General features: G+C 68.2%; 25 protein-coding genes. 18 read left to right on the forward strand and 7 right to left on the reverse strand.

Annotated features, from left to right (window positions below):
• Positions 1–65 precede the first annotated feature (65 nt).
• Both QSJ30_RS04700 and QSJ30_RS04705 read left to right on the forward strand, forming a co-directional pair.
• Positions 66–362 (forward strand): HU family DNA-binding protein, encoded by a 297-nt coding sequence (locus QSJ30_RS04700; protein WP_026853675.1) that lies wholly within the window; start codon positions 66–68, stop codon positions 360–362.
• A gap of 29 nt (positions 363–391) precedes the next feature.
• Positions 392–1,129, forward strand: a complete 738-nt coding sequence (locus QSJ30_RS04705) for a CsgG/HfaB family protein (RefSeq protein ID WP_285606917.1) — start codon at positions 392–394, stop codon at positions 1,127–1,129.
• Positions 1,130–1,135: 6 nt separating this feature from the next.
• Here the strand turns inward: QSJ30_RS04705 and QSJ30_RS04710 are convergent, their stop codons facing one another.
• Genes QSJ30_RS04710 through QSJ30_RS04725 form a run of 4 tightly spaced genes read right to left on the reverse strand, consistent with a single transcriptional unit; the run spans position 1,136 to position 3,358 of the window.
• Entirely contained in the window at positions 1,136–2,125 is a 990-nt protein-coding gene (locus QSJ30_RS04710; RefSeq protein WP_285606919.1) for an alpha/beta hydrolase, read from the reverse strand.
• Positions 2,122–2,406 carry a 2Fe-2S iron-sulfur cluster-binding protein gene (locus QSJ30_RS04715; RefSeq protein WP_285606921.1) on the reverse strand — a complete coding sequence of 95 codons (285 nt, stop codon included), beginning with the start codon at positions 2,404–2,406 and terminating at the stop codon, positions 2,122–2,124. Before QSJ30_RS04715 ends, QSJ30_RS04710 begins: the two co-directional genes overlap by 4 nt.
• An 11-nt stretch (positions 2,407–2,417) precedes the next feature.
• A complete protein-coding gene (locus tag QSJ30_RS04720; protein ID WP_285606923.1) occupies positions 2,418–2,843 on the reverse strand; it encodes a hypothetical protein in 426 nt (141 codons plus the stop codon).
• The gene (locus QSJ30_RS04725) at positions 2,840–3,358 is read right to left on the reverse strand and encodes a hypothetical protein (protein ID WP_285606925.1); all 519 of its coding nucleotides are present in this window, start codon (positions 3,356–3,358) and stop codon (positions 2,840–2,842) included. Before QSJ30_RS04725 ends, QSJ30_RS04720 begins: the two co-directional genes overlap by 4 nt.
• A gap of 56 nt (positions 3,359–3,414) precedes the next feature.
• On the opposite strand from QSJ30_RS04725, the gene QSJ30_RS04730 reads away from it, so the two are divergent.
• The 6 genes from QSJ30_RS04730 (at position 3,415) to QSJ30_RS04755 (ending at position 7,911) form a co-directional block, all read left to right on the forward strand.
• Positions 3,415–3,882, forward strand: coding sequence for a peptidylprolyl isomerase (locus QSJ30_RS04730; RefSeq protein ID WP_285606928.1), 468 nt, complete (start codon positions 3,415–3,417; stop codon positions 3,880–3,882).
• Between the two features lie 73 nt (positions 3,883–3,955).
• Entirely contained in the window at positions 3,956–4,525 is a 570-nt protein-coding gene (locus tag QSJ30_RS04735; RefSeq protein WP_285606930.1) for a DNA-3-methyladenine glycosylase I, read from the forward strand.
• Between the two features lie 21 nt (positions 4,526–4,546).
• Positions 4,547–6,448, forward strand: a complete 1,902-nt coding sequence (gene metG, locus QSJ30_RS04740; RefSeq protein WP_285606932.1) for a methionine--tRNA ligase — start codon at positions 4,547–4,549, stop codon at positions 6,446–6,448.
• Positions 6,445–6,786: a hypothetical protein gene (locus tag QSJ30_RS04745; RefSeq protein ID WP_285606934.1), complete on the forward strand. Its 342-nt coding sequence runs from the start codon at positions 6,445–6,447 to the stop codon at positions 6,784–6,786. Before metG ends, QSJ30_RS04745 begins: the two co-directional genes overlap by 4 nt.
• Complete coding sequence (locus tag QSJ30_RS04750; RefSeq protein WP_285606936.1) at positions 6,783–7,124, forward strand: arsenate reductase family protein; 342 nt, start codon at positions 6,783–6,785, stop codon at positions 7,122–7,124. Before QSJ30_RS04745 ends, QSJ30_RS04750 begins: the two co-directional genes overlap by 4 nt.
• A gap of 10 nt (positions 7,125–7,134) precedes the next feature.
• On the forward strand, positions 7,135–7,911 hold the full coding sequence (locus QSJ30_RS04755) for an exodeoxyribonuclease III (protein ID WP_285606938.1): 777 nt from the start codon (positions 7,135–7,137) through the stop codon (positions 7,909–7,911).
• Positions 7,912–7,973: 62 nt separating this feature from the next.
• On the opposite strand, the gene QSJ30_RS04760 is transcribed toward QSJ30_RS04755, so the two are convergent.
• Positions 7,974–8,996 (reverse strand): carboxypeptidase regulatory-like domain-containing protein, encoded by a 1,023-nt coding sequence (locus QSJ30_RS04760; protein WP_285606939.1) that lies wholly within the window; start codon positions 8,994–8,996, stop codon positions 7,974–7,976.
• A 187-nt stretch (positions 8,997–9,183) separates the two neighbouring features.
• Here QSJ30_RS04760 and QSJ30_RS04765 point away from each other — a divergent pair, with 187 nt between their 5' ends.
• From QSJ30_RS04765 to QSJ30_RS04790, 6 genes are all read left to right on the forward strand, one after another.
• Positions 9,184–9,471, forward strand: a complete 288-nt coding sequence (locus QSJ30_RS04765) for a DUF1844 domain-containing protein (RefSeq protein WP_285606941.1) — start codon at positions 9,184–9,186, stop codon at positions 9,469–9,471.
• A 17-nt stretch (positions 9,472–9,488) separates the two neighbouring features.
• Positions 9,489–11,351 carry a tetratricopeptide repeat protein gene (locus tag QSJ30_RS04770; RefSeq protein WP_285606942.1) on the forward strand — a complete coding sequence of 621 codons (1,863 nt, stop codon included), beginning with the start codon at positions 9,489–9,491 and terminating at the stop codon, positions 11,349–11,351.
• A 1-nt stretch (position 11,352) separates the two neighbouring features.
• Positions 11,353–12,519, forward strand: a complete 1,167-nt coding sequence (locus QSJ30_RS04775) for a DUF4388 domain-containing protein (RefSeq protein WP_285606943.1) — start codon at positions 11,353–11,355, stop codon at positions 12,517–12,519.
• Between the two features lie 9 nt (positions 12,520–12,528).
• Complete coding sequence (locus tag QSJ30_RS04780; protein ID WP_285606945.1) at positions 12,529–13,128, forward strand: thymidine kinase; 600 nt, start codon at positions 12,529–12,531, stop codon at positions 13,126–13,128.
• Between the two features lie 168 nt (positions 13,129–13,296).
• Positions 13,297–14,487: an acyl-CoA dehydrogenase family protein gene (locus QSJ30_RS04785; protein WP_285606947.1), complete on the forward strand. Its 1,191-nt coding sequence runs from the start codon at positions 13,297–13,299 to the stop codon at positions 14,485–14,487.
• A gap of 62 nt (positions 14,488–14,549) precedes the next feature.
• A complete protein-coding gene (locus QSJ30_RS04790; protein WP_285606949.1) occupies positions 14,550–15,533 on the forward strand; it encodes a patatin-like phospholipase family protein in 984 nt (327 codons plus the stop codon).
• Here QSJ30_RS04790 and QSJ30_RS04795 read toward each other — a convergent pair.
• Positions 15,530–15,958 (reverse strand): universal stress protein, encoded by a 429-nt coding sequence (locus tag QSJ30_RS04795; protein WP_285606951.1) that lies wholly within the window; start codon positions 15,956–15,958, stop codon positions 15,530–15,532. The genes QSJ30_RS04790 and QSJ30_RS04795 overlap by 4 nt on opposite strands.
• 115 nt (positions 15,959–16,073) lie before the next feature.
• Here QSJ30_RS04795 and QSJ30_RS04800 point away from each other — a divergent pair, with 115 nt between their 5' ends.
• The gene (locus QSJ30_RS04800) at positions 16,074–16,772 is read left to right on the forward strand and encodes a pirin family protein (protein WP_285606953.1); all 699 of its coding nucleotides are present in this window, start codon (positions 16,074–16,076) and stop codon (positions 16,770–16,772) included.
• A gap of 9 nt (positions 16,773–16,781) precedes the next feature.
• Entirely contained in the window at positions 16,782–17,648 is an 867-nt protein-coding gene (locus QSJ30_RS04805; RefSeq protein WP_285606955.1) for a pirin family protein, read from the forward strand.
• Here QSJ30_RS04805 and QSJ30_RS04810 read toward each other — a convergent pair whose 3' ends face one another.
• The gene (locus QSJ30_RS04810; protein WP_285606957.1) at positions 17,649–19,037 is read right to left on the reverse strand and encodes a replication-associated recombination protein A; all 1,389 of its coding nucleotides are present in this window, start codon (positions 19,035–19,037) and stop codon (positions 17,649–17,651) included. It lies immediately after the preceding gene.
• A gap of 44 nt (positions 19,038–19,081) precedes the next feature.
• Here QSJ30_RS04810 and QSJ30_RS04815 point away from each other — a divergent pair, with 44 nt between their 5' ends.
• A complete protein-coding gene (locus QSJ30_RS04815) occupies positions 19,082–20,269 on the forward strand; it encodes an alanyl-tRNA editing protein (RefSeq protein WP_285606959.1) in 1,188 nt (395 codons plus the stop codon).
• Complete coding sequence (locus QSJ30_RS04820; RefSeq protein WP_285606961.1) at positions 20,266–21,111, forward strand: alpha/beta hydrolase; 846 nt, start codon at positions 20,266–20,268, stop codon at positions 21,109–21,111. Before QSJ30_RS04815 ends, QSJ30_RS04820 begins: the two co-directional genes overlap by 4 nt.
• Positions 21,112–21,114 lie beyond the last annotated feature (3 nt).

Consider the following 21,114-nt stretch of genomic DNA (forward strand, 5'->3'; position numbering starts at 1 on the left):
ATGGATGGGGATTTATTGAGGACTGCCTTCACCCCACCTGAGCGCCCAACCCCTTCGGAGTTCCCATGGAAGCGATGGAGACCCTCACCAAGGCTGACCTCTCCCGGCACCTCATGGAGCGGCTCGAACTGGGGAAGAAGGATGCGGATCTCCTGGTGAACACGTTCCTGGAGAGCATCATCGAGTCCCTCAAGACCGGCGAAGGCGTGGAGCTTCGCGGGTTCGGAAGCTTCCGCCTCCGGGACCGGCGGGCCCGCCAGGGGCGGAACCCCCGCAGCGGGGAGAGCATCCAGGTACCCCCCAAGCGCGTCGTGTACTTCAAGCTGGGCAAGGAACTGCGCAGCAAGCTGATCGACGAGTAGCCGTACAACCCACCATCCACGGAGTCCCCATGCGTTTCCGCAAGCTGCTCCTGGCCCTGTTGGCCGTCCTCGCTGTCGCGACACCGGCCCTCGCCCAGAAGAAGATGTCCAAAGAGGAGAAGGCGAAGCTCCCGCGCATCGCCATCCTCGAGTTCAAGGCCGCGCCGGATGCCTGGCACGGCTGGCGATTCGGCGGCTGGGGCAACCAGATGGGCACCATCTCCAACCAGCTCCGCGACCTCTTCACCACCGAGATCATGGAGAAGGGCCGGAACAAGATCCGGGTCATCGAGCGCGAGCGGCTGTCCGAGATCCGCGAGGAGCTGAACTTCCAGCAGAGCGGCGAGGTGGATACCGCGACCGTCCAGAAGATCGGCAAGCTGCTGGGCGTGAAGTACGTGATGACCGGCAAGATCACCCGTTTCGCCTACAAGGAGGGCGGGTTCGGCACCGGCTGGGGCGTGGGCGCCCTGGTGAGCAAGGTCACGGGCGACGGCATGGCCGGCGCCGTGGCCGGCAGCGTGAACGTCAAGAAGGCCTCCTTCACGGGCCGCCTGGACATCCGCCTCATCGAGGTGGAGACCGGCGAGATCCTGGGCGCCTGGAAGGACGAGGACAAGATCTCCGACACGAGCGTGAAGGTGGCGGGGACCGGCGCGGAAGTCCAGTACGACGAGGAGCTGGTGAACAAGGTGTTCGAGCCCATCGTCGCCCGGATCACGCCCAAGCTGCTGCGGGCCACCGTCGCGGCCCACGAAGAGGACTGAGCGCTCTCAGCGTGCTGCGGGGGGCCCTCCGGGGCCCCTCGTCGCGTGCGGGAACCAGGTTTCCACGGACTGCTGGATGGCCCCGGTGTAGGCCGATCCCAGCACTTCCGCACAGTGCAGGTGCCAGGTGGGCACCTCGACCACGCGGATCGCGGTGAACCGGGCCGCCAGCGCCCGCTGGACCTCCGGCGGCGCGAGCCGGTCCTGGGTGGCCAGGAAGCACAGGCTGGGCGTGGCGAACCGGAGGCCCGCCGTCCGGCCCAGGAGATCTGTCTCCGAAGGGTCGTAGCCGCCCAGGCGGCCGGCGGTCCGGCTGGCCAGGGCCCCGATGGACGGGGCGAGGATGTGCCACCAGCGGTCCGCCGGGCCCCGCACCAGGCGCTCGGCGAAGCTCCGGCTGCTGGCGGGGGCGCCCTCCCAGATGAGCCCCGCGAGAGGGCCCCGGCCTTCCCGTTCGAGATCCGCCAGGGCCAGCAGGCCCACGGAAGCGCCGAGGCTCCGGCCGAGCAGGAGGATCTTCCGGCGGGGGATGCCGGTGGCTTCCAGGTGGTGGACGATGCGGACGACATCCCGGGATTCGGCCACGCCGAAGGTCACGGCCGGCGCTGGCCCACCGGCCCGGAGGGCATCGTCCCGCCGCCGATAGGTGAAGATCGCGGCATCGAGGCCCGGAAACCACTTCAGGGCCGGACTGGTGCCCCAGCGATCGTCTCCGAAGCCGTGGAGCAGCAGCACCACCCCAGGCGCGGGCTCGCGCCGCCGGAGGCGCCAGAGCTGGAGGCCGGCCACCTCTTCCGAGGACCAGACGCCCCCGGGATCCCCGTGCCCGCCCGCCGCCAGGTCGCGGTAGGTGGCTTCTACCCGTGCCAGGGGCTGGGGGCGGTAGAAGGGCGGATCCACCAGCTCCCGGGCGACGGCCCGGGTCTTCCATGCCACGAATCCCCCCACCGCGAGCAGGGGCAGGGCGGGCAGGAGCACCCAGCGGCGCGCCCTCACCAATAGCCCGTGGTGATCAGGATGGCCGCGGAGGAGTCCACGGCCCGGCACTGGCAGCTGAGCCGCTGATCCGGTCCGGCCGCATTGCGCTCCAGCGTCCGGGACTCGTGGGGACGGGGCGGAGTCAGGTGCGCGGCCCCCTCCAGGACCGTGACCAGGCAGCGGGCGCAGGCCCCCTGACCGGAGCAGGCGGAGGCCACGGGCAGGCCTCCGGCCAGGCAGCGCTCCATCAGGGACCCCCGCCCGCCAAGGACGAGGTCCGCCCGGCGAGTGCGGGCCACCAGCGCCATCGCTACTTGGCGAGCGCCGCGGTCACGCCGGGCAGGCCCTCGGCGGTGGGCAGGGGATCGGGCTTGCCGTAGAGCACGGCATCGAGCTTCTGGACCAGCGTGATCTGGTAGAGGCCCTTGTCCGCCCCCATCTCCAGCTCCCCGAGATCAGGGCTGAAGGTCTCGCGCTGGCTGGTGAGGAAGAACCGGTGCTTGCCCGCGGCGAGGCCCTTCACCACGAGGCTGGTCGCGCCCTTCGGCAGCTGCTGGACGGGGATGCGGGCGCCATCGAGGCTCAATTCGACCGGACCCACCACCTTGCGGGTGAAGCGGAACACGACCGTGCCGGCTGGAACGGGGGTTTTGGGAGTCAGGGGGACCTTGCGGCAGCCCAGGAAGGAGATGGAACCCAGCAGCACCAGGGCGGGAACAAGGGGGTGGAGCTTCATGAAACCTCCGCAAGCTTTGATGATATGCGATCAGCGGTCCCGAGGTCTCGGGGCAGCTCGGCCCAGAGGGATCCATGCCAGGTCGCTGTCCTGGGCTTCCGGCCGATGACGCCGGTCAGCGGGCCTGAGCAGGTCAGCTCCAGCCGTCCCCCGCTGTGGTCCTCCAGCCGCGTGAACCGCACCCGGGTCTTCCCCGTGGCGGCCCAGGAGTCCGGGTAGCCGCCGGGCCTCTGCCGCACCAGGCGCAGCGTGTAGAGGGTGCCATCCTTGAGAACGACCAGCTCCAGGTCGAAGGCGAGGGCCGGGTCCCGGGGTACCAGGCGACCGGTCAGGCGGACCAGGGGCGGCAGGCCCGAACGGGCCGGGATGGAGGCCACGGAGGCGAGCTCCAGGCGCCAGGGGGCCCCGTCGAGGGTGAGGTCTCCGCCGCCGCGGACCACGACCTCGAGCCCGGGGGCCTGGGCTTGGAGGCTGAAGGCCAGGAAGAGGCAGGGCAGGGCGCGCAGGAAGTTCATGCTGACTCCGGGGGGTCCGCCTTCTATTCTGGTGGTTTGACGCAGAGAGGTGAACCATGACGCGCGTGCTCTTCCAGACCGACAAGGGCGACATCAACCTGGAGCTCTTCCCGAAGGAGGCGCCCGGCACCGTGGCGAACTTCGTGAAGCTCATCGAAGCCGGCTTCTACGACGGCCTGGCCTTCCATCGCGTCATCCCCGATTTCGTCATCCAGGGCGGGTGCCCCAACACCAAGCCCGGCGCCTCGGGCATGCCCGGGACGGGCGGTCCCGGCTGGAAGATCAAGTGCGAGACCGCCGGCAACCCCCACCAGCACAAGCTGGGCGCCCTCTCCATGGCCCACGCCGGCAAGGACACGGGCGGCAGCCAGTTCTTCGTGGTGAACGGCGATCGCCGCAACGTCCAGCACCTCGATGGCGTACACACGGTCTTCGGCCAGTGCGTGTCCGATGCGGACATCAAGGTGGTCCAGGCCATCAAGGCCAACGACCGCATCCTCAAGGCCACGGTCACTGAGGCCTGATTTTGGCTTTCCACAGGCGCAGAATCGGGCGGCAAAGCCGCCCGATTCTGCGTAGAGAAGGGCGGGTGGGGACATGAAAGACCGCTGTGGCTGGTGCGGGACGGATCCGCTGTATGTGGCCTACCACGACGAGGAATGGGGCGTCCCCCAGCACGACGACCGGCGCCTCTTCGAGAAGCTGGTGCTGGAAGGGGCCCAGGCCGGGCTCAGCTGGATCACCATCCTCCGGAAGCGCGAGGCCTACCGGAGGCTTTTCCACGGGTTCGATCCCGCGAGGGTCGCGGCGATGACGGACGGGGAGCTGGAGGCCGCCCTCCAGGACCCGGGCATCGTGCGGAACCGCCTGAAGGTGTTCTCGGCCCGGAAGAACGCCGGCGCCTTCCTGGCGGTGCAGAGGGAATTCGGCAGCTTCGACGCCTTCCTGTGGGCCTTCGTGGGCGGGGCGCCGAAGGTGAACCACCCGCGGACGCTGGCGGAGGTTCCGGCCGTGTCCCCGGAGGCCGAGGCCCTGAGCAAGGCGCTCAAGAAGCGGGGCTTCACCTTCGTGGGGCCGACCATCATGTACGCCTACCTGCAGTCCCTGGGCCTGGTGGATGACCACGTGGCCACCTGCTGGAAGCGCCAGGGGCCTGACTCGCTGTAGACTGGAAGGCTCGGAGCCCCCGTGTCCAAGCCCTTCTACATCACCACGCCCATCTACTACGTCAACGACCGCCCCCACATCGGCCACACCTACACCACGGTGCTGGCGGATGTGATCGCCCGGTTCCATCGCATGCGCGGCGAAGAGGTGTATTTCCTGACGGGTACGGACGAGCACGGCCAGAAGGTGGAGAAGGCCGCCGCGGCCCGGGGCATCACGCCCAAGCAGCTGGCGGACGAAGTGGTGGCCAACTACACGGACCTCTGGCAGCGCATGGGCATGACCCACTTCCGCTTCATCCGCACCACGGACGAGGACCACAAGGCCCAGGTGCAGCGGCTGTTCAAGCGCCTGCTGGACAAGGGCGACATCTACAAGGCCACTTACAAGGGGCTCTATTCCGTCAGCGACGAGGCCTACGTCACGGAGACCCAGGCCAAGGAGCTGCAGGCCCAGGGCCTCGCGCACCAGCTGGTGGAGCTGGAGGAGGAGACCTACTTCTTCCGCCTCAGCGCCTACCAGGACCGCCTGCTGAAGTACTACGAAGAGCATCCCGAGTTCGTCCAGCCGGACTTCCGCTTCAACGAAGTGAAACGCTTCGTGGAGGGCGGTCTCCAGGACCTCTCCATCAGCCGCACCAGCATCAGCTGGGGCATCCCGGTCCCCGGCGACGAGAAGCACGTCATCTATGTGTGGTTCGACGCGCTGCTGAACTACCTCACGGGCTGCCCGGCCAACACGTGGCCGCCGGACCTCCAGCTCGTGGGCAAGGACATCCTGCGCTTCCACGCCGTGTACTGGCCCGCCTTCCTCATGGCGGCGGGCATGTTCCAGCCCACCACCATCCTGGCCCACGGCTGGTGGCTCATGGGTGAGGACAAGATGTCCAAGAGCAAGGGCAACGTGGTGCGCCCGGACACGCTCCTGCGCTTCGGCAACGATGCCCTGCGCTTCTACTTCATGCGCGACATGCAGGTGGGCCACGATCGCGGCTTCAGCTACGAGGGCTTCATGGATCGGCTCAACGCCGACCTGGCCAACGGCCTGGGCAACCTGGCCTCCCGCACCCTCAGCATGATCCAGCGCTACCGGGGCGGCGTGGTGCCCATGCCCACGGTCATGGATGAGCTCGACTGCGAGATGGCCCAGCAGCTCCTCGCCGTCTTCCCCGAGTATCTGGAACAGGCGCGGGCGAACAATTTCCACGGCGCCCTGGACACCCTGTGGACCTACCTGCGGGCCCTGGATGGCTACATCGTCAAGGCCGAGCCCTGGAAGCTGGCCAAGGATCCCGCCAAGGACCCCAAGCTGGATGCCGTGCTGGCCATCCTCTACCGGGCCCTGCGCGCCACGGCCCTGCTGGTGGTCCCCGTGATGCCCGAGCTGGCCCAGACCCTCTGGGAAAGCCTGGGACACACCACCAAGGTCGCGGATCGCACCTTCCACGGCTTCGCCCTGGACGGCCCCGCCATCGGACCCATCGGCGAACCCAAACCCCTGTTCCAGCGCATCGACAAGGAGAAGGAAATGAGCGAACTCGAGGCTTCCGCAGCACCGGCGGAAGTGAAGCCCACCTTGGATATCCCTGGAATCCGGGAGACTGTGGACGCGGACACCTTCTTCAAGGTGGACCTGCGCGTGGGGAAGATCCTCGAGGCCGAGCGCGTGCCCAAGAGCGACAAGCTCATCAAGATGAAGGTCGACATCGGCCTGGAGCAGCGCACCATCGTGGGCGGCATCGGCAAGGCCTACGAGCCCGCCGATCTGCTGAACCGCCTGGTAGTGGTGGTGGCGAACCTCGCCCCCCGCAAGCTCATGGGCGTCGAGAGCCACGGCATGCTGCTGGCCGCCAGCGACAACGCCAGCAAGCCCTATCTCGTGGCTCCACCTGAGGATGCCCAGCCCGGGTTCCTGGTGAAGTGAAACAGCCCGTCTTCACCTTCGAGGCCGAGCTCCTCACCGATGCCCCCTACGAGCACATCGCCGGGCGGCTGCGGCGGGAGTCGCCGGCGGCGTTCAAGAGCCTGGGTTCCCTCAAGGTGTGGGCGCCACCCGAGGAAGGTGCAGAGCTCATGGTTCTGCGCTGGGCCCGGACGGTGGGCGGGGCGACCGAATCCGGAGTCCTGACCCTCGCCCCGAATCCCAAGGGTGCCCATCTCCGCCTTGAGGGCCGCATGAAGGGCTGGTCGGCCTTCATGCTGTTCGGTCTGCTGCGCTGGCGGACGGATCGCCTGCTGGATCGGTTCGTGGAGGAACTGTGAAGCCCGTGCTCTGGATGAAGTCGAGCTGCACCACCTGCCGCAACACCAAGGCGAAGCTGGCGGAGCTGGGTATCGAGGTGGAGGTTCGCGACTACTTCAGGAAGCCGCTGGAAGCCGCGGAGCTGGAGCGCCTGCTGCCCGCGGACCCCACGCCCATGCTGGGGACGAAGAGCCCCAAGTACAGGGAACTCGGCCTGAAGGACCGCCAGCTGTCCAAGGCCGAGGCCGTCGCCCTCATGGTTGGGGACAACAACCTGCTCAAGCGCCCCATCCTCGTGCATCCCAGGGGCACAGTCATTGGTTTCGATCCGGAAGCTTATGCGAGACTGGTCCGCTGAAGGAGGATGCATGCGCTTCTACAGCTGGAACGTGAATGGCTTCCGGTCGGTCCTGAAGAAGGGGTTCATGGACTGGCTGGAGGAGACGGAACCGGACGTGCTCTCCCTCCAGGAGATCCGCTGCGAGTGGGAGGAGGCGGACCTGGGCGTCCGCCGCCAGATCGAGAGCGCCTACGACGTGTGCTGGTTCCCCGCCACCAGCAAGAAGGGCTACGCGGGGGCCGCCACCTTTGCCAAGAAGGAGCTGGGCTTCACCCATGCCAAGGGCCTGGGGGTCGACGGCTACGACGCCGAGGGCCGCATGATCGTCTCGCGGAGGGACAAGCTCGTCTTCATCGGCGGCTACTTCCCGAACGCCTCCCAGGGGCTCGTGCGCCTGCCGTTCAAGCGCCAGTTCGCCAGGGATCTCGCCGCCTTGGTGATGAAGCACCACGCTGCTGGCGATCAGGTGATCCTCACCGGCGACATGAACGTGGCTCCGGAGGAGATCGATCTCGCCCGGCCCAAGGACAACGTCAAGAATCCCGGCTTCACCCCCGAGGAGCGCGAGGACTTCAAGCTCTACCTGGGTGCGGGACTGGTGGACGTGCTGCGCGAACGGAACCCTGCGGTGCCCGGCCTCTACACCTGGTGGACGGCCCGGGGCGGCGCCCGGGAGCGGAACGTGGGCTGGAGGATCGACCTGTTCCTCGCCAGCCGGACACTGCTTGACCGCGTGAAGGACACCCGCATCCACGCCGAGGTCCTGGGCTCCGACCACTGCCCCATCAGCCTTGAGCTGCTTTGATTTTTCCCCGGCACCAAAAGAAGAGGGCCCCGGTCGGGGCCCTCTTCTTTTGGTGACAATGCCTACTTGATGCGCTTCAGGGACGGATCCTTCAGCATCTCGCGGGCGGTGGCGGCATTCTTGCCGGTGGGGGCGAGCTCGATGTATTTCTCGAGGTGGGTCTTGGTGCCCTTCAGGTTGTTCTCGCCGAACTCGACCATGGCCAGCAGGTAGTGGGCCTCGGCGTACTTGGGATCCACCTCCAGGGCCTTCAGCAGGTGGGTCTTCGCCTCCTTGGTCCGGCCGCCATTGAAGGCCTCGACGCCCTTGTTGTAGATCACGTCGGGGTTGGGCCCCTGGATGGCCTCCAGCATGGCGGTGTACTTCTGCTCGGCGGCCGCGTCGGCCTTGGCCTTGCTGGTCTCGATGAGCCCGGCGATCACGCGCTCGTCCTTGGGGTTCCGCTCGAGGGCCTTGAGGAGATAGGGCTCGGCCTCCTCCTTCTTCGTGCCGGCCTGGGCGATGCAGATGCCCAGCACCCGCTCGATCTTGAGGAGCTCGGGCGCCAGTTCCGCCTTGGCCGCGTCGTCCTTGAGCTTGGTCAGGGCCTCGGTCAGGGTCTTGTAGGCCTTGTCCACGTGCGGAAGGGCCTCTTGGTAATTGCCTTCGTTGTAGAGCGGAATCGCGGCATTGAAAGCATCGCGGCCCTCAGCATCAAGGGCGGCGCCGGAATCTGCAGCGACGGCGGCTGGTCCCGCAGCGGCCAGGCTCGCAGCTCGGGCCTGTTCTGCGGTCAAGAGCGTGATGTTCTTCATCAACACATCGCCCAGGGGAATCTTGACCATCTCCTTGGAGTCTGCGTAGCCTGCGGCGCTCACCGTGAGCTCAAATTCCTTGGGATCAAGCCCCACCTGAAGGAAATTCCCCTTCTTGTCGGTCACGAGCTCCTTGATCCAGGCGAGATCGAGGCGTTTCAGGACGACCTTGGCCCCGATGATGGGTTGGCCCTCCTTGGATTGCACCCGACCGCTGATACGACCTGTGGTATCGGCATACAAAGACAGACAGGCGGCCGGGATGAGGATCGAAGAGATGAGGCGTCGCATGGGGGCTTCCTCCAAACCCATCTATCGTTCCACAGGGCTGCTTGCGCGCCGAGTGCTTTTCGTCAAAAAGGCGCCTTGCCGGTCTCCCGTTCCTCCGCGAGGCCTGGTGTGGCCGGCCGGATGCAGGAAAATTCGGCCTGTGGTAGGCTTCCGGGCAGACAAGTCCTGAAAGTGTTCGAGGTAGTCCATGAATCCAGCGGTGCCGGAAGCCTCCTTGACCGCCCTGATGCATCTTCTGGCGGAGCAAGCGCTTATGGCCCTGGGCGTGCCCCACCCGATGATGAAGGAAGTCCCGCCAGCAAACCCCACGGTGGCGCGGTTTTATGTGGACCTCCTCGGGGTGCTCAAAGAGAAGACCGAAGGTTCCCGGGACGAGGCGGAGACGCGCCAGCTGGAGGATCTCCTGTATGGCCTCCGCATGAGGCTGATGGACCTGAAACCGGCCGCGGATGTTCCAGCAGGCCCCAAGTCATGAATCGCGGAAGGAAGGCCATGGGACTCTTCCAGGTCTTGCGGGTTGCCACTCTGACGGGGGGCCTGGGTCTTTCAGCCTTTTCGGCCGCGCCCAAGCCCGAGGCCCCCAAGCCCACTCCAGCGCCCCAGGCGGTGGCGACGGAACCGGCCATCGCACTCAGCCACCGGGCGAACCACCTGTTCGAGGCCTTGGCGAAGGGCGACCCCGAGGCCGTACGCCGCGCCCAGGTCGAAGTGGAGGCGCTGCGCCGCACCTACTCCATGCTGGATGTCACGCCTCTGGTGGAAGCCGCGGCCCTCTGGGCCCGGCAGCAGGGCGTGATCGGACGGCCGTCGCTCGGACTGGAGGCGCTCCAGGCCGTGGAGCGCTGGGCTCCCGACCATCCCAGCCTGCTCGGCAGCCGCATCGCGCTGATGCGGCAGGAGGGGCCGAGAGGGTGGATCTGGAGTTTCCCCGATCTGCTCCGGCTCACCCGCCTGCGCCTGGAGCAGCCGGCCCACCGCTGGCTCTGGCTGCTGCAGCACCTGGGAATGCTGCGGCTGACGGCCACGCTGCTGCTCTGGGGCTGGGCCCTCACCATGGGCCTCCGCTACCGCCACGTGCTCCGGCATCTCTGGGAGGAACCCTTCCAGCACAAGGGCATCAGTCCGGCGCTCGCCGCGCTGGTCGGTGCGGCGATCCTGGCCGGGCCGGTGCTCCTGGGCCTGGATCCCCTCGTGGCGGCCCTCCTCTGGCTTTTCCTGCTCGCCCCGTTCCTCCTGGTCGCCGAAGTGAGGATCACGGTCTTCATCATGCTGTTCCAGCTGGTGCACCCCCTCCTGGCGGTCATGGAGCCCCTGGCGGCCCGGGAGCCCCAGCCCAGCATCCAGACCCTCCAGCTCCAGCCCCGGGTCCAGCCGATCCCGGCTTCGGCGCTGCGCCTCCTCCCGCCCACGGACCAGGCTTTCCTCAAGGGTTGGGAACAGCTCCAGAACCAGCAATGGAAGGAGGCCGAAGGAACCTTCCAGGACCTGGTGGGCCGCCATCCGGATCAGCCCGAAGTTCTGAACAACCTGGGTGTCGCGCGGTATCAGACGGGCGATGTCGCCGGGGCCGAGCGGGCCTTCCAGGAGGCCCAGCAGGCGGGGTCGCGGATGGAGGTGCTCCTCAACCAGAGCATCCTGGCCTTCAACCGGCTCGATACCGTGCTGGGAGCCACCAAGCAGGACGAGGCCCAAGCGGCCAGTCCCGAGGCGTATGCCCGTCTCATCGCCCTCAACGATGCCAGGAAGGACGTGCGTACCTATCCCATGCCCCTGCCTGACACCACCCTGAGGGCGGATGCGCTCGCGGACGCAGCCGGAGGGCCCAAGGTGGAGCGCCTGCCCCTCTCGGAGCCCGCCTTCCTGGTCGCCCTCCTGCTGCCGCTGCTGGGGATCGGAGCCTTCCTCCTGAGGGTGCGCAGGAGCATGCGGATGGCCCATCCAGGCCAGTGCATCCGCTGCGGGGAGCCCTATCACACCACGGACAGTCCCGATCCGGAGGTCTGCTCGAAGTGCCACCACCTCTTCGTCCTGAGGGATGGGCTCCACACCGAAAGCCGCCGCAAGAAGCTCGATGAGGTGGCGGAGCACCAGCGGAACACGCGCTGGATCCACAAGACCCTCATCGTCCTCCTGCCGGGTTGCGACCTGGCCTTCCTGGGGGAGACCCGGGAGGCCCTGATGGAGTTCCTCCCCTTCTGCCTCGCCGTGGGCATGGTTCTCGCGACGGGCCGGTCGGTGCGGTACCCGGGGGAGATTCTTCCGGACCCGGCTTCCACCTGGCTGGCCCTGGGGGCCGTTCTCGTGGGCCTGCTCTACCTCCGCTCCTGGCTGAAGCTGTTCCTGAGGAGGGCCTGAGATGGCGCTGGAAGGATCCCTCCGGGACTTCGACCTCTTCTCCCTGTTCAACATGATCAAGATCCAGGGGAAGAACGGCACCCTGGTGCTGTCCCAGGGGCAGGAGTTCGTCAAAGTCTTCTTCGAGAACGGCGAGATCGTCGGCTGCGACTCCAACCAGGTCCGCATGGAGGACCGCCTGGGCACCATGCTCGTGCGCCTGGGCCGGCTCACGGGTGAGGAACTGCTCGGCATGGTCCAGGTCCAGCGGCAGACCCTCAAGCGCATGGGCACCCTCCTCCTGGACAGCGGCAAGGTGACGGCCGCGGACCTGCAGGACGCCCTCTTCAGCCAGGCCACCGCCATCCTGCATCGCACCTTCCGCTGGGTGGAAGGGGACTATCGCTTCGACTCCTTCCTGCCGGCAGACCTGGACCGTGAGCACTTCGTCCCCATCCCCGTGGACACCGTGCTGATGGAAGCCGCCCGCATCCAGGACGAGTGGCCCGAGGTGGAGCGCCGCCTGCCGGGCCTCGACACGGCCCTCGGCAAATCTCCCAGGGCCCAGGCCCTGCATCTGGACATCGACCGCGAGGTCTCTTCCGTACTGGATGGCAAGGGCCAGGTGCATGGCTCCTCGGGCCTCACCCACGAACAGGAGATGGTCCTCTCCTACTTCGACCATCCCCAGAGCCCCAGGGAGATCATCCAGATCAGCCGCTATGAGGAGCTGGACACCTGCAAGGCCATCGCCGATCTCCTGGAGGCCGGCCTGCTGGAGCCCAAATCGAATGACGGGAGCGTCAAGATCTCCCGCCCCTGGGTGGAGGGTCATCCCGACCTGGCCCCGGAGGCCTGGGAGCCGAGTCCGTTGTTGTGGCCCCTGGTGGTGCTGGGCTTCGCGGTTCCGCTGGCCCTGTATGTGCCCCACGCGCGCGGCTCCATGAACCTCGGCCTGGCCAGTCTCCAGCCTGTGGACGTCCAGGTGACCGCGGAGGGGCCGACGCGCCTCCGGCACGAGTGGGTGCTCCGCATGGCCGCTCCCAAGGATGGCGGCGCAGCGCTGGCGAAGCGGCTTGGAAGCCCGCTGGATGGCAAGAACTCGATTCCCGATCTGGCCAGTCTTCCCGATCCCATGGCCCCGGCTCCCGCCAAGGCCCCTGAACCGCCTCCGCGGCCCAAGCGATAAGGATTTCCGATGTTCGTGCACCAGCGCCAGGGTTCCCTGGAGGTGATCTGCGGTCCCATGTTCTCCGGCAAGTCCGAAGAGCTGATCCGGCGCATCAAGCGGGCCATCATCGCCAAGCAGAAGGTGCAGGTGTTCAAGCCCGCCCTGGATGACCGCTACGATGTCTCCGCCATCGCCAGCCACAGCCAGAGGAAGCACGACGCCATCCCCGTGAAGGACAGTGTGGAGCTGGCCCGGCACCTGGATCCGGAGGCCCAGGTGGTGGCCCTGGACGAGGTGCAGTTCATGGATGAGGGCCTCATCCCCATCATCGAGGACCTGGCCGATCACGGCGTGCGCGTCATCGCCGGGGGCCTGGACCAGGACTCCAACGGCGAGCCCTTCGGCATCATGCCCATCCTGCTGGCCAAGGCCGAATACGTCACCAAGCTCCAGGCCATCTGCATGGTGTGCGGCGCCCTGGCCGGGCGCACCCAGCGCATGGTGCAGACGGGCGGCCAGGTGCTGGTGGGGGCCGCCGAAGCCTATGAGGCCCGTTGCCGCCACTGCCACGAGACGCCCCACGCCACTGGGGGAAGGCTGCTGGAGGACCCCGCCCAGGGGTCCTGATTTTCCACTTCGTCAAGCCGATCCCCGACATGACATCCAATTGGGGGGTATGGGGCGGAATGTGACTCCGGGCGGGTTCCGGGGCGGCGGTAGACTGGCCCCGGCGCGCTGCTGCAGCGCCGTTTCCGCCACACCGCCCGAGGCTTCAGGGCACACCAGGAGATCCCCATGGCCGGCGCCTACGCCACCTTCACCCACATCACCGACTACATGGGCTTCGAGGGCCTGCTCACCGAGGAAGAACGGATGATCCGCGAGACCGCGCGGAAGTTCGTGAATGCCGAGGTGCTGCCCATCATCGAGAAGCACGCCCAGGACCAGACCTTCCCCAAGCACCTCATCCCCAAGATGGGCGAGCTGGGCTTCTACGGCCCATCGCTGCCTGAGGAATATGGCTGCATGGGGGTTTCCAACGTCGCCTACGGCCTGTTGATGTATGAGCTTGAGCGCGGCGATTCGGGCCTGCGTTCCTTCGCGTCGGTGCAGGGCAGCCTCGTGATGTGGCCCATCTACACCTATGGCAGCGAAGAGCAGAGGCGGCACTGGCTGCCCAAGCTGGCCACCGGCGAGAAGATCGGCTGCTTCGGCCTCACGGAGCCCGATTTTGGTTCCAACCCCGGTGGCATGCTCACGAAGGCCGTGCGCGAGCCCGGCGGCAAGTGGCGCATCAACGGCACCAAGATGTGGATCACCAACGGCACCGTGGCCGATGTGGCCGTGGTGTGGGCCCAGACCGAGGACGGCATCCGCGGCTTCCTGGTGGAGAAGGGCACTCCCGGCTTCAGCGCCCCCGAGATGAAGGGCAAGTGGAGCCTGCGCGCCTCGACCACCTCCGAGCTCGTGCTTGAGGACGTGATCGTGGACGAGAAGGCCAGCCTGCTGCCCAACGTGAAGGGGCTGAAGGGCCCTCTCGGCTGCCTCACCCAGGCCCGCTACGGCATCGCCTGGGGCGCCCTGGGCGCCGCGGACGCCTGCTACCAGTGCGCGCTCGACTACGCGAAGAGCCGCATCCAGTTCGACAAGCCCATCGCCAGCTTCCAGCTCCAGCAGGAGAAGCTGGCCTGGATGGTCACCGAGCTCACCAAGGGCCAGCTGCTGGTGCACCAGCTGGGCCGCCTGAAGGACGCCAAGACCTACACGCCCGCCCAGGTCTCCATGGCCAAGATGAACAACGTGAACGTCTCCCTCGAGATCTGCCGCAAGGCCCGCACCATCCTCGGCGCCAACGGCATCCTCGACGAGTACCCGGTCATGCGCCATATGGCCAACCTCGAGAGCGTCTACACCTACGAGGGCACGCACGATATGCACACCCTCGTCATCGGCCAGGAAGTGACTGGGATCCCCGCGTACCGCTGATCGCCGTTCCCACCGGAGAAAAACGGGCCGCACGGCCCGTTTTTCTCCGCATAGAATGCCGGATGCCCCAACCCTTCCGCATCCTGTCCATCGACGGCGGCGGCATCCGCAGCCTCATCCCGGCGCTGGTGCTGGCGGAGCTGGAGCGGCAGACGGGACGGGCCGTGGCCGACTGCTTCGACCTCATCGCCGGCACGAGCACAGGCGGCATCCTGGCCCTGGGGCTCGCCACGCCCGGGGAGGTCGGACGGCCCCGCTACTCGGCCCAGGATCTGGCCGGCCTCTACCTGAAGGAGGGAGCCCGGATCTTCGACGAGAGCCTCTGGCGGCGGCTCACGAACCCCATGGGGCTGCGGGCGGCGAAGTATCCGAGCGACGGCATCGAAGGGGTGCTCGCGCAGTATTTCGGGGAGTCGCGCCTCAAAGAGGCGCTCGTGGAAGTGCTGGTGACGGCCTACGACCTGGAGAAGCGGGATGCCTTCTTCTACCGCCGCCGCCGGGCGCGTGAGGACGCCCGCTATGACGTGCCCATGCGTGTGGCGGCCCGGGCCACCAGCGCCGCGCCCACCTACTTCGAACCGCTGCTGGTGCCCTGGCCGGGGGATCGTGATGTGCTGGTGGATGGCGGCGTCTTCGCCAACAACCCCGCCATGTGCGCCTACGCCGAAGGTTGGCAGACCTTGGCCAAGATGGGCCGCGGTGCGGAGTCCATCCTCCTGGTATCCCTCGGTACGGGCCTCTATGCCCGGCCTTACCGTTACGAAGACGCGAAGGGCTGGGGTGTGGCCGGGTGGGCCCGACCTGTGCTGGATGTGATCTTCGACGGCGTAGCCGACACCGTGGACTACCAGCTGCGTCAGCTCCTGCCTCCCCGGGAGGACGGCGCCCCGCGCTACCTGCGCTTCCAGGCCGATCTCGATGCCGGCCTCAGCGAGATGGATGACACCAGTCCGGAGCACCTGAAGGGGCTCCACCGCGCCGCCGAGGCCATCCTCCAGCGCCAGGCCGCCGACATGGCGGCCCTCGTCAGGCAACTCGCGGGCTAGTGCGTCTTCTCGGTCCGCACCACGAGGACATCACAGGGCGCCAGCCGCACCACGCGGGCGGCGGTGCTGCCGAAGAGCAGTCGTTCCAGGGTGGAGTGGCCGACCTGGGCCACCACCAGCAGCGTCTTGGTGTCCGCCTCGGAGACCAGCTCCTCCGCGGGGCCGCCCCACTTCACGATGACCTGGGAACCCCCGAACGGCTTCACCCAGGCTTCCAGCTGCTCCCGCGCGTGGTCCTCCATGCTCTTCAGCCAGGCGGGGTCGGGCAGGGCGATCTGCGCCTCAGGCAGCATGGGTGCCGGCGGCTGGAGGACGTGCATGGCGACCAGGGGCACACCCATGCGGACCGCCCAGGTCCCGGCCCGTTCCAGAGCCTGCTTCGAGGCTTCGGAGAAGTCCACACCCACCAGCACCCGTGCGATCACGGCGTCCTCCGCTTGGATGCCCCCAAGATACGTCCAGGTCATCGATCGGTGCCGGATTTTTTGGGAGGGGCTTGAAATAGAAGTTGCAACACATATAATGGATCCAGGAGGCGCCATGATCACGCTGCGATCTGCCGGGGCCCGGGGCCACTTCGACTTCGGATGGCTGGACACCCACCACACCTTCTCCTTCGGAGAGTATTTCGATCCTGAACACACCCAGTTCCGTGCCCTGCGCGTGCTGAACGAGGACCGGGTCCAGCCCGGCAAAGGCTTCGGCACCCACGGCCACCGGGACATGGAGATCCTCACCTGGGTGCTGTCCGGCGCCCTGGAGCACCGCGACAGCCTGGGCACCCACGGGGTCATCCGGCCCGGCGAGGCCCAGGTTATGAGCGCCGGCACGGGCATCCGGCACAGCGAGTTCAACGCTTCGGATACGGAGCCGGTGCATTTCCTCCAGATCTGGATCCTGCCGGAACAGCAGGGCCTGGCCCCCCGCTATGACCAGGTGGCCTTCAGCGAGAAGGACCTGGAGAACCGCCTGCGCCTGATCGCCAGCCCGGATGGCTCCGAGGGCTCGGTGAAGCTCTTCCAGGATGTGAAGGTCTACGCGGCGCGCCTGGATGCCGGTCGCGAAGTCCAGGCCGCGCTGCCTGCGGGGCGTTCCGGCTTCCTCCAGGTGGCCAAGGGCTCCGTGACGCTCAATGGCACCGTCATGAACGCCGGGGATGCCGCCCGCATCGAAGGAGAGCCGTCGCTCACGGTGGTGGCCGGTTCCCCTTCCGAAATCCTGTTCTTCGATCTGGCCTGAGGAGGTCCCATGTCTTTCAAACCCGTCTCCATCGTCGTTCCAGGCCTTCCCACGGAGGATGGCAACCGGGTGCCCCTCACCCGCCTCGTGCCCGGCCAGGGGCATCGGGGGGCCGATGCCTTCCGCGCCATGGACCCCTTCCTGCTCATGGACCACTTCGGGCCCATGGTGCTCCCTCCGGGCACGGACGCGGGCTTCCCGCCCCACCCCCACCGCGGCTTCCAGACCCTCACCTACCTCATCCAGGGCGCCTTCCGGCACCGGGACAGCACGGGCGGGTCCGGCCTGCTGCAGCCCGGCGGCGCCCAGCTCATGAACGCGGGTGCGGGCATCGTCCACGAGGAGATGCCTGTTCCCGAGCACCTCGAGACCGGCGGCCCCATCGAGGGCGTCCAGCTCTGGATCAACCTGCCGAAGGCCCAGAAGCGCACCGCCCCCGGCTACACGGACCTGCAGCCGGAAGCCATGCCCTGGCAGACCCTCCCCGGCGGTCGCATGCGCGTGCTGGCCGGCACCTGGGCGGGCGTGACCGGCCCGGCGGTGGCGCCTGCCCGGATCGCCTACGCCCACCTGGAACTGGAAGCTGGCGGGCGCTTCCAGCACAGCATCCCCGCCGGGTGGATCGCCGCGGCGGTACCCCTGCATGGTTCCCTCCGTATCGAAGGCACGGAGGTACCGGCGGACTCCGTGGCCCTGCTGGGCGAGGGCGAGCGCCTCGCCCTGGAGGCCCTCACGCCGGTCAGCTTCATGCTGCTGGCGGGGGAACCGCTCCGGGAGCCCATCGCCCACTACGGCCCCTTCGTGATGAACACCCGCGAGGAGATCGAGCAGGCCATCGAGGACTACCAGACGGGGCGCATGGGCCACCTGGACTGATCAGACCGGCTTCGCTTCCAGCTTCCGGCCCAGGGTGAACTTGCCCTGGGCCAGTTTGTGGATGGACCGCGCCAGGGCTTCGCGGCTGCACGCCAGCTCAGCGCTCCAGGCTTCCAGGGGCAGCTCGCCGCCGTCGGGATGGTCCTCGACCCAGGCCTCCCAGAGCGCGGACAGGGCCTCGGCATCGGGCTCCTGGCGGTCCCGCCAGCTGCGTTCCTGGGGGCGCTTCGGTTCGTAAAAGGTTTGCCCACGCAGCTTGTCAGGCAGGAAAGTCTGCTCCCGGTCGTAGTCGTCGTGGGAGTAGTGGTAGCCCGCGCCCCGCCCGGCCTTGCGGGCGGTGGCGGTGTGGGCGTCGCGGATGGCTTCGGGGATCGGCGCGTCGTCCGCCGCCAGGGCCGCGTCCACGGCCAACACCGTGGCGTTGCTCTTGGGGGCGTTGGCCACGTAGATGATGGCCTGGGCCAGGGGGATGCGGGCCTCGGGCCAGCCGATCTGCTCCACGGCCCGGCTGGCGGCCTCGCAGAGGATGAAGGCCTGGGGATCGGCGTTGCCCACATCCTCGGCGGCGCAGACCATGAGGCGGCGGGCGATGAAGCGGGGATCCTCCCCGCCTCGGATCATGCGGCTCAGGTAGTAGAGGGCGGCGTCGGCATCGGAGCCCCTGAGGCTCTTCTGGAAGGCGCTGGCCAGGTCGTAGTGGCCGTCGGCGCGGTCGAACATCATGCGACCGCCCAGGGCGCCCTGGAGGGACTCCAGGTCGGGATCCGGCATCTCCATCCAGGTCTCGAGCCCCGAGAGCGCCGAGCGCAGGTCGCCGCCAGCCCAGTGCGAGAGCCACTCGAAGACTTTGGCCGGTTCCGGCTGCCCGGTCCGCTCCTTGGCCCAGGCCCGCTTGAGCACCTGCTGGATGTGGGCCGGCTCCAGGGCCTTGAGGGCGATGAGCTGGCAGCGGCTGCGCAGCGCCGGGTTCAGGTAGAAGGCCGGGTTCTCCGTGGTGGCGCCGATGAGGATGGCCTCGCCGCGTTCGAGGAAGGGCAGCAGGATGTCCTGCTGGGCCCGGTTGAAGCGGTGGATCTCGTCCAGGAACACCACGGGCGGCACCGTGCGGAACAGCGGCATCTCGCGGCTGTCGGCGAGGAACTTCTTCAGCTCCGCGGCGCTGCCGCTGACGCCCGAAAACTCCATGAACCCGTGGCCCGTGGCCTCGGCCAGGATGCGGGCCAGGGTGGTCTTGCCGGTGCCCGGCGGCCCCCACATCACCATCGAGGGCAGCCGCCCGCCCGCGGTAAGCCGGGTCAGCGCGCCCTTGGGGCCGAGCAGGTGGGCCTGGCCCACCACCTCGTCGAGGGTGGCCGGGCGGAGGCGTTCGGGCAGGGGGACGTGGGACATGGCGACCCCTCCAGCCTATCAGCGCCCATGCTAGGCTCCGGGGCATGCTTCCGGCCTACGAACGAGACCCCTACGCCACGTTCCTGGAGACCCGCCTCGTCCGGGGCGGCGAGGACCAAGGCCGACCCTTCGCGATCCTGGAGGACACGGTCTTCTACCCCGAGGGTGGCGGCCAGCCCTGCGACCTGGGCTCCGTGAACGGCGTGGCTGTGGTGGACGTGCAGAAGCGGGAGGGCGAGATCCGCCACTACCTGGCCTCACCGCTGGCGGAAGGCCCTGCCTCGCTGACGCTGGACTGGGCCCGCCGCTTCGACCACATGCAGCAGCACACGGGCCAGCATCTGCTCACGGCCGTGGCCCAGGATCAGTTCAAGTGGGAGACCACGGCCTTCCACCTGGGGGCGTCGGTCTGCGACATCGAGCTCACGGCTCCCTCCATTTCGCCACGCGAAATGGAGCAGTTGGAAGAGGCTGTGGCGTCTGAGATCCGGGCGCATCGAGACATTTCGGCCCGACGGGTGAGCCCGGAGGCCTACAAGCTGGAGGTGGTGCGCTCCCGTGGTCTCCCGGAGGGCCACTCGGGGGACATCCGCCTGGTGCAGATCGCGGGGGTGGACCTGAACACCTGCGGCGGCACGCACCTGCGCCACACCGGCGAGATCGAGGCCCTGAAGCTGCTGGGGACCGAGCCCATCCGGGGAGGCACGCGCCTCTTCTACGTGGCCGGAAGGCGCGCCAGGCTGCGCCTGGACGCGCATGAAAAGCGCAGCGCGGCCCTGCGTGCCCTGCTGGGTGCGCCGGACGAAGACCTGGTGCCCGCCCTTCAGACCAAGCTGGATCAGCTGCTGGTTCTGGACCGCCGCAGCCGCAAGCTGGAAGAGGAGCTGGCGGAGCTCCAGGCCACCGCTCTCGCGGCGCGACCCGGCGCCCTCGTGGAGGTCCACCTGGAGGGGAAGGACATGGCCTTCCTCCAGAAGCTGGCCCGGGGCATCCTCGCCGCAGCTCCCGCCAAGGCCGTGTTTCTCACCTCCGAAGGAGGCGGGCAGGGGCTCTTCCTGCTGAGTGCGGGGGAGGATTCCCGCCTGGATGTGCCGACCGCCGGCAAGGCCGTGGCGGCGCTCCTGGGCGCCAAGGGCGGCGGCTCCGGGAAGAGCTTCCAGGGCAAGGCGCCGGATCTGGCGGCGCGGGCCGAAGCGCTGGCCTCCCTCCAGGCGGGCGGAGTCGAGCCATGACACGGTCCTGGCCACTCTGGATCGTCAGCATCCTCAAGCTGGTGGGTTGGGGTCTGGGGATCTACGTGGGGCTCTGCCTCCTGGCCTTCCTGGCCCAGCGCCGCATGATGTACTTCCCCGACCGCGAACCCGAGCCGGAGGCGGTGCAGCGGGCCCTCGGCGTGCGTATGGGCCCCTGGCGGGACGGGAAGGGGAGCGTGCTCGGCTGGCGGCGGGCGGCGCGGCGGGGTGGCCCCCGCATCCTCGTGCTGCACGGGAACGCTGGAGACGCCCTGGGCCGGGTGGACTACATGCCGACGCTGGAGGCCGCGGGTTTCGAAGGGGTGCTGCTGGAGTATCCGGGCTACGGCCCCCGGGAGGGGGAGCGATCGGAGGCCTCGCTGGTGGCCGATGCCCGGGCGGCGCTGCGCCAGCTGAAGGCGGAATCCACCGCGCCGGTGTTCCTGCTGGGTGAGAGCCTCGGGTCCGGCGTGGCGGTGCAGGTGGCCGCCGCGGAGCCGAAGCTGGTGGCCGGCCTGCTCCTCGCCGTGCCCTTCGCGCGGATGACGGAAGTGGCCGCGCACCACTACCCGTACCTCCCCATGACCCTGATCCTGCGGGATCGCTGGGACAGCCTGGGCCGCATCCGCGGCTACCCAGGTCCGGTGGCCATCGTGGTGGCGGGGCAGGACGAAGTGGTGGGCGCCGCCCAGGGCCGCCGGCTGGCCCAGGGCCCCGCGGGACCGGTCCGGGTCTGGGAAGTGCCCGGGGCCACCCACAACAGCCTGCCTCTGGCGCCGGGCCGCCCGCCCTGGTCCGAGGCCCTGGCCTTCCTCCGCAGCCGCGCGGGGATGGGACAATGAGGC

It is taken from the genome of Geothrix edaphica (genome assembly GCF_030268045.1).
Taxonomy (GTDB): domain Bacteria; phylum Acidobacteriota; class Holophagae; order Holophagales; family Holophagaceae; genus Geothrix; species Geothrix edaphica.

Excerpts from the sequence above, each read along its gene's own strand:
- QSJ30_RS04810 (WP_285606957.1), bottom strand. The coding sequence starts at position 19,037 with ATGTCCCACGTCCCCCTGCCCGAACGCCTCCGCCCGGCCACCCTCGAC.
- QSJ30_RS04765 (WP_285606941.1), top strand. The coding sequence starts at position 9,184 with ATGAATCCAGCGGTGCCGGAAGCCTCCTTGACCGCCCTGATGCATCTT.
- QSJ30_RS04785 (WP_285606947.1), top strand. The coding sequence starts at position 13,297 with ATGGCCGGCGCCTACGCCACCTTCACCCACATCACCGACTACATGGGC.
- QSJ30_RS04760 (WP_285606939.1), bottom strand. The coding sequence starts at position 8,996 with ATGCGACGCCTCATCTCTTCGATCCTCATCCCGGCCGCCTGTCTGTCT.
- QSJ30_RS04815 (WP_285606959.1), top strand. The coding sequence starts at position 19,082 with ATGCTTCCGGCCTACGAACGAGACCCCTACGCCACGTTCCTGGAGACC.
- QSJ30_RS04730 (WP_285606928.1), top strand. The coding sequence starts at position 3,415 with ATGACGCGCGTGCTCTTCCAGACCGACAAGGGCGACATCAACCTGGAG.
- QSJ30_RS04775 (WP_285606943.1), top strand. The coding sequence starts at position 11,353 with ATGGCGCTGGAAGGATCCCTCCGGGACTTCGACCTCTTCTCCCTGTTC.
- QSJ30_RS04800 (WP_285606953.1), top strand. The coding sequence starts at position 16,074 with ATGATCACGCTGCGATCTGCCGGGGCCCGGGGCCACTTCGACTTCGGA.
- QSJ30_RS04770 (WP_285606942.1), top strand. The coding sequence starts at position 9,489 with ATGGGACTCTTCCAGGTCTTGCGGGTTGCCACTCTGACGGGGGGCCTG.
- QSJ30_RS04805 (WP_285606955.1), top strand. The coding sequence starts at position 16,782 with ATGTCTTTCAAACCCGTCTCCATCGTCGTTCCAGGCCTTCCCACGGAG.
- QSJ30_RS04755 (WP_285606938.1), top strand. The coding sequence starts at position 7,135 with ATGCGCTTCTACAGCTGGAACGTGAATGGCTTCCGGTCGGTCCTGAAG.
- QSJ30_RS04780 (WP_285606945.1), top strand. The coding sequence starts at position 12,529 with ATGTTCGTGCACCAGCGCCAGGGTTCCCTGGAGGTGATCTGCGGTCCC.
- QSJ30_RS04820 (WP_285606961.1), top strand. The coding sequence starts at position 20,266 with ATGACACGGTCCTGGCCACTCTGGATCGTCAGCATCCTCAAGCTGGTG.
- QSJ30_RS04705 (WP_285606917.1), top strand. The coding sequence starts at position 392 with ATGCGTTTCCGCAAGCTGCTCCTGGCCCTGTTGGCCGTCCTCGCTGTC.
- QSJ30_RS04735 (WP_285606930.1), top strand. The coding sequence starts at position 3,956 with ATGAAAGACCGCTGTGGCTGGTGCGGGACGGATCCGCTGTATGTGGCC.
- QSJ30_RS04700 (WP_026853675.1), top strand. The coding sequence starts at position 66 with ATGGAAGCGATGGAGACCCTCACCAAGGCTGACCTCTCCCGGCACCTC.
- QSJ30_RS04790 (WP_285606949.1), top strand. The coding sequence starts at position 14,550 with ATGCCCCAACCCTTCCGCATCCTGTCCATCGACGGCGGCGGCATCCGC.
- QSJ30_RS04720 (WP_285606923.1), bottom strand. The coding sequence starts at position 2,843 with ATGAAGCTCCACCCCCTTGTTCCCGCCCTGGTGCTGCTGGGTTCCATC.
- QSJ30_RS04725 (WP_285606925.1), bottom strand. The coding sequence starts at position 3,358 with ATGAACTTCCTGCGCGCCCTGCCCTGCCTCTTCCTGGCCTTCAGCCTC.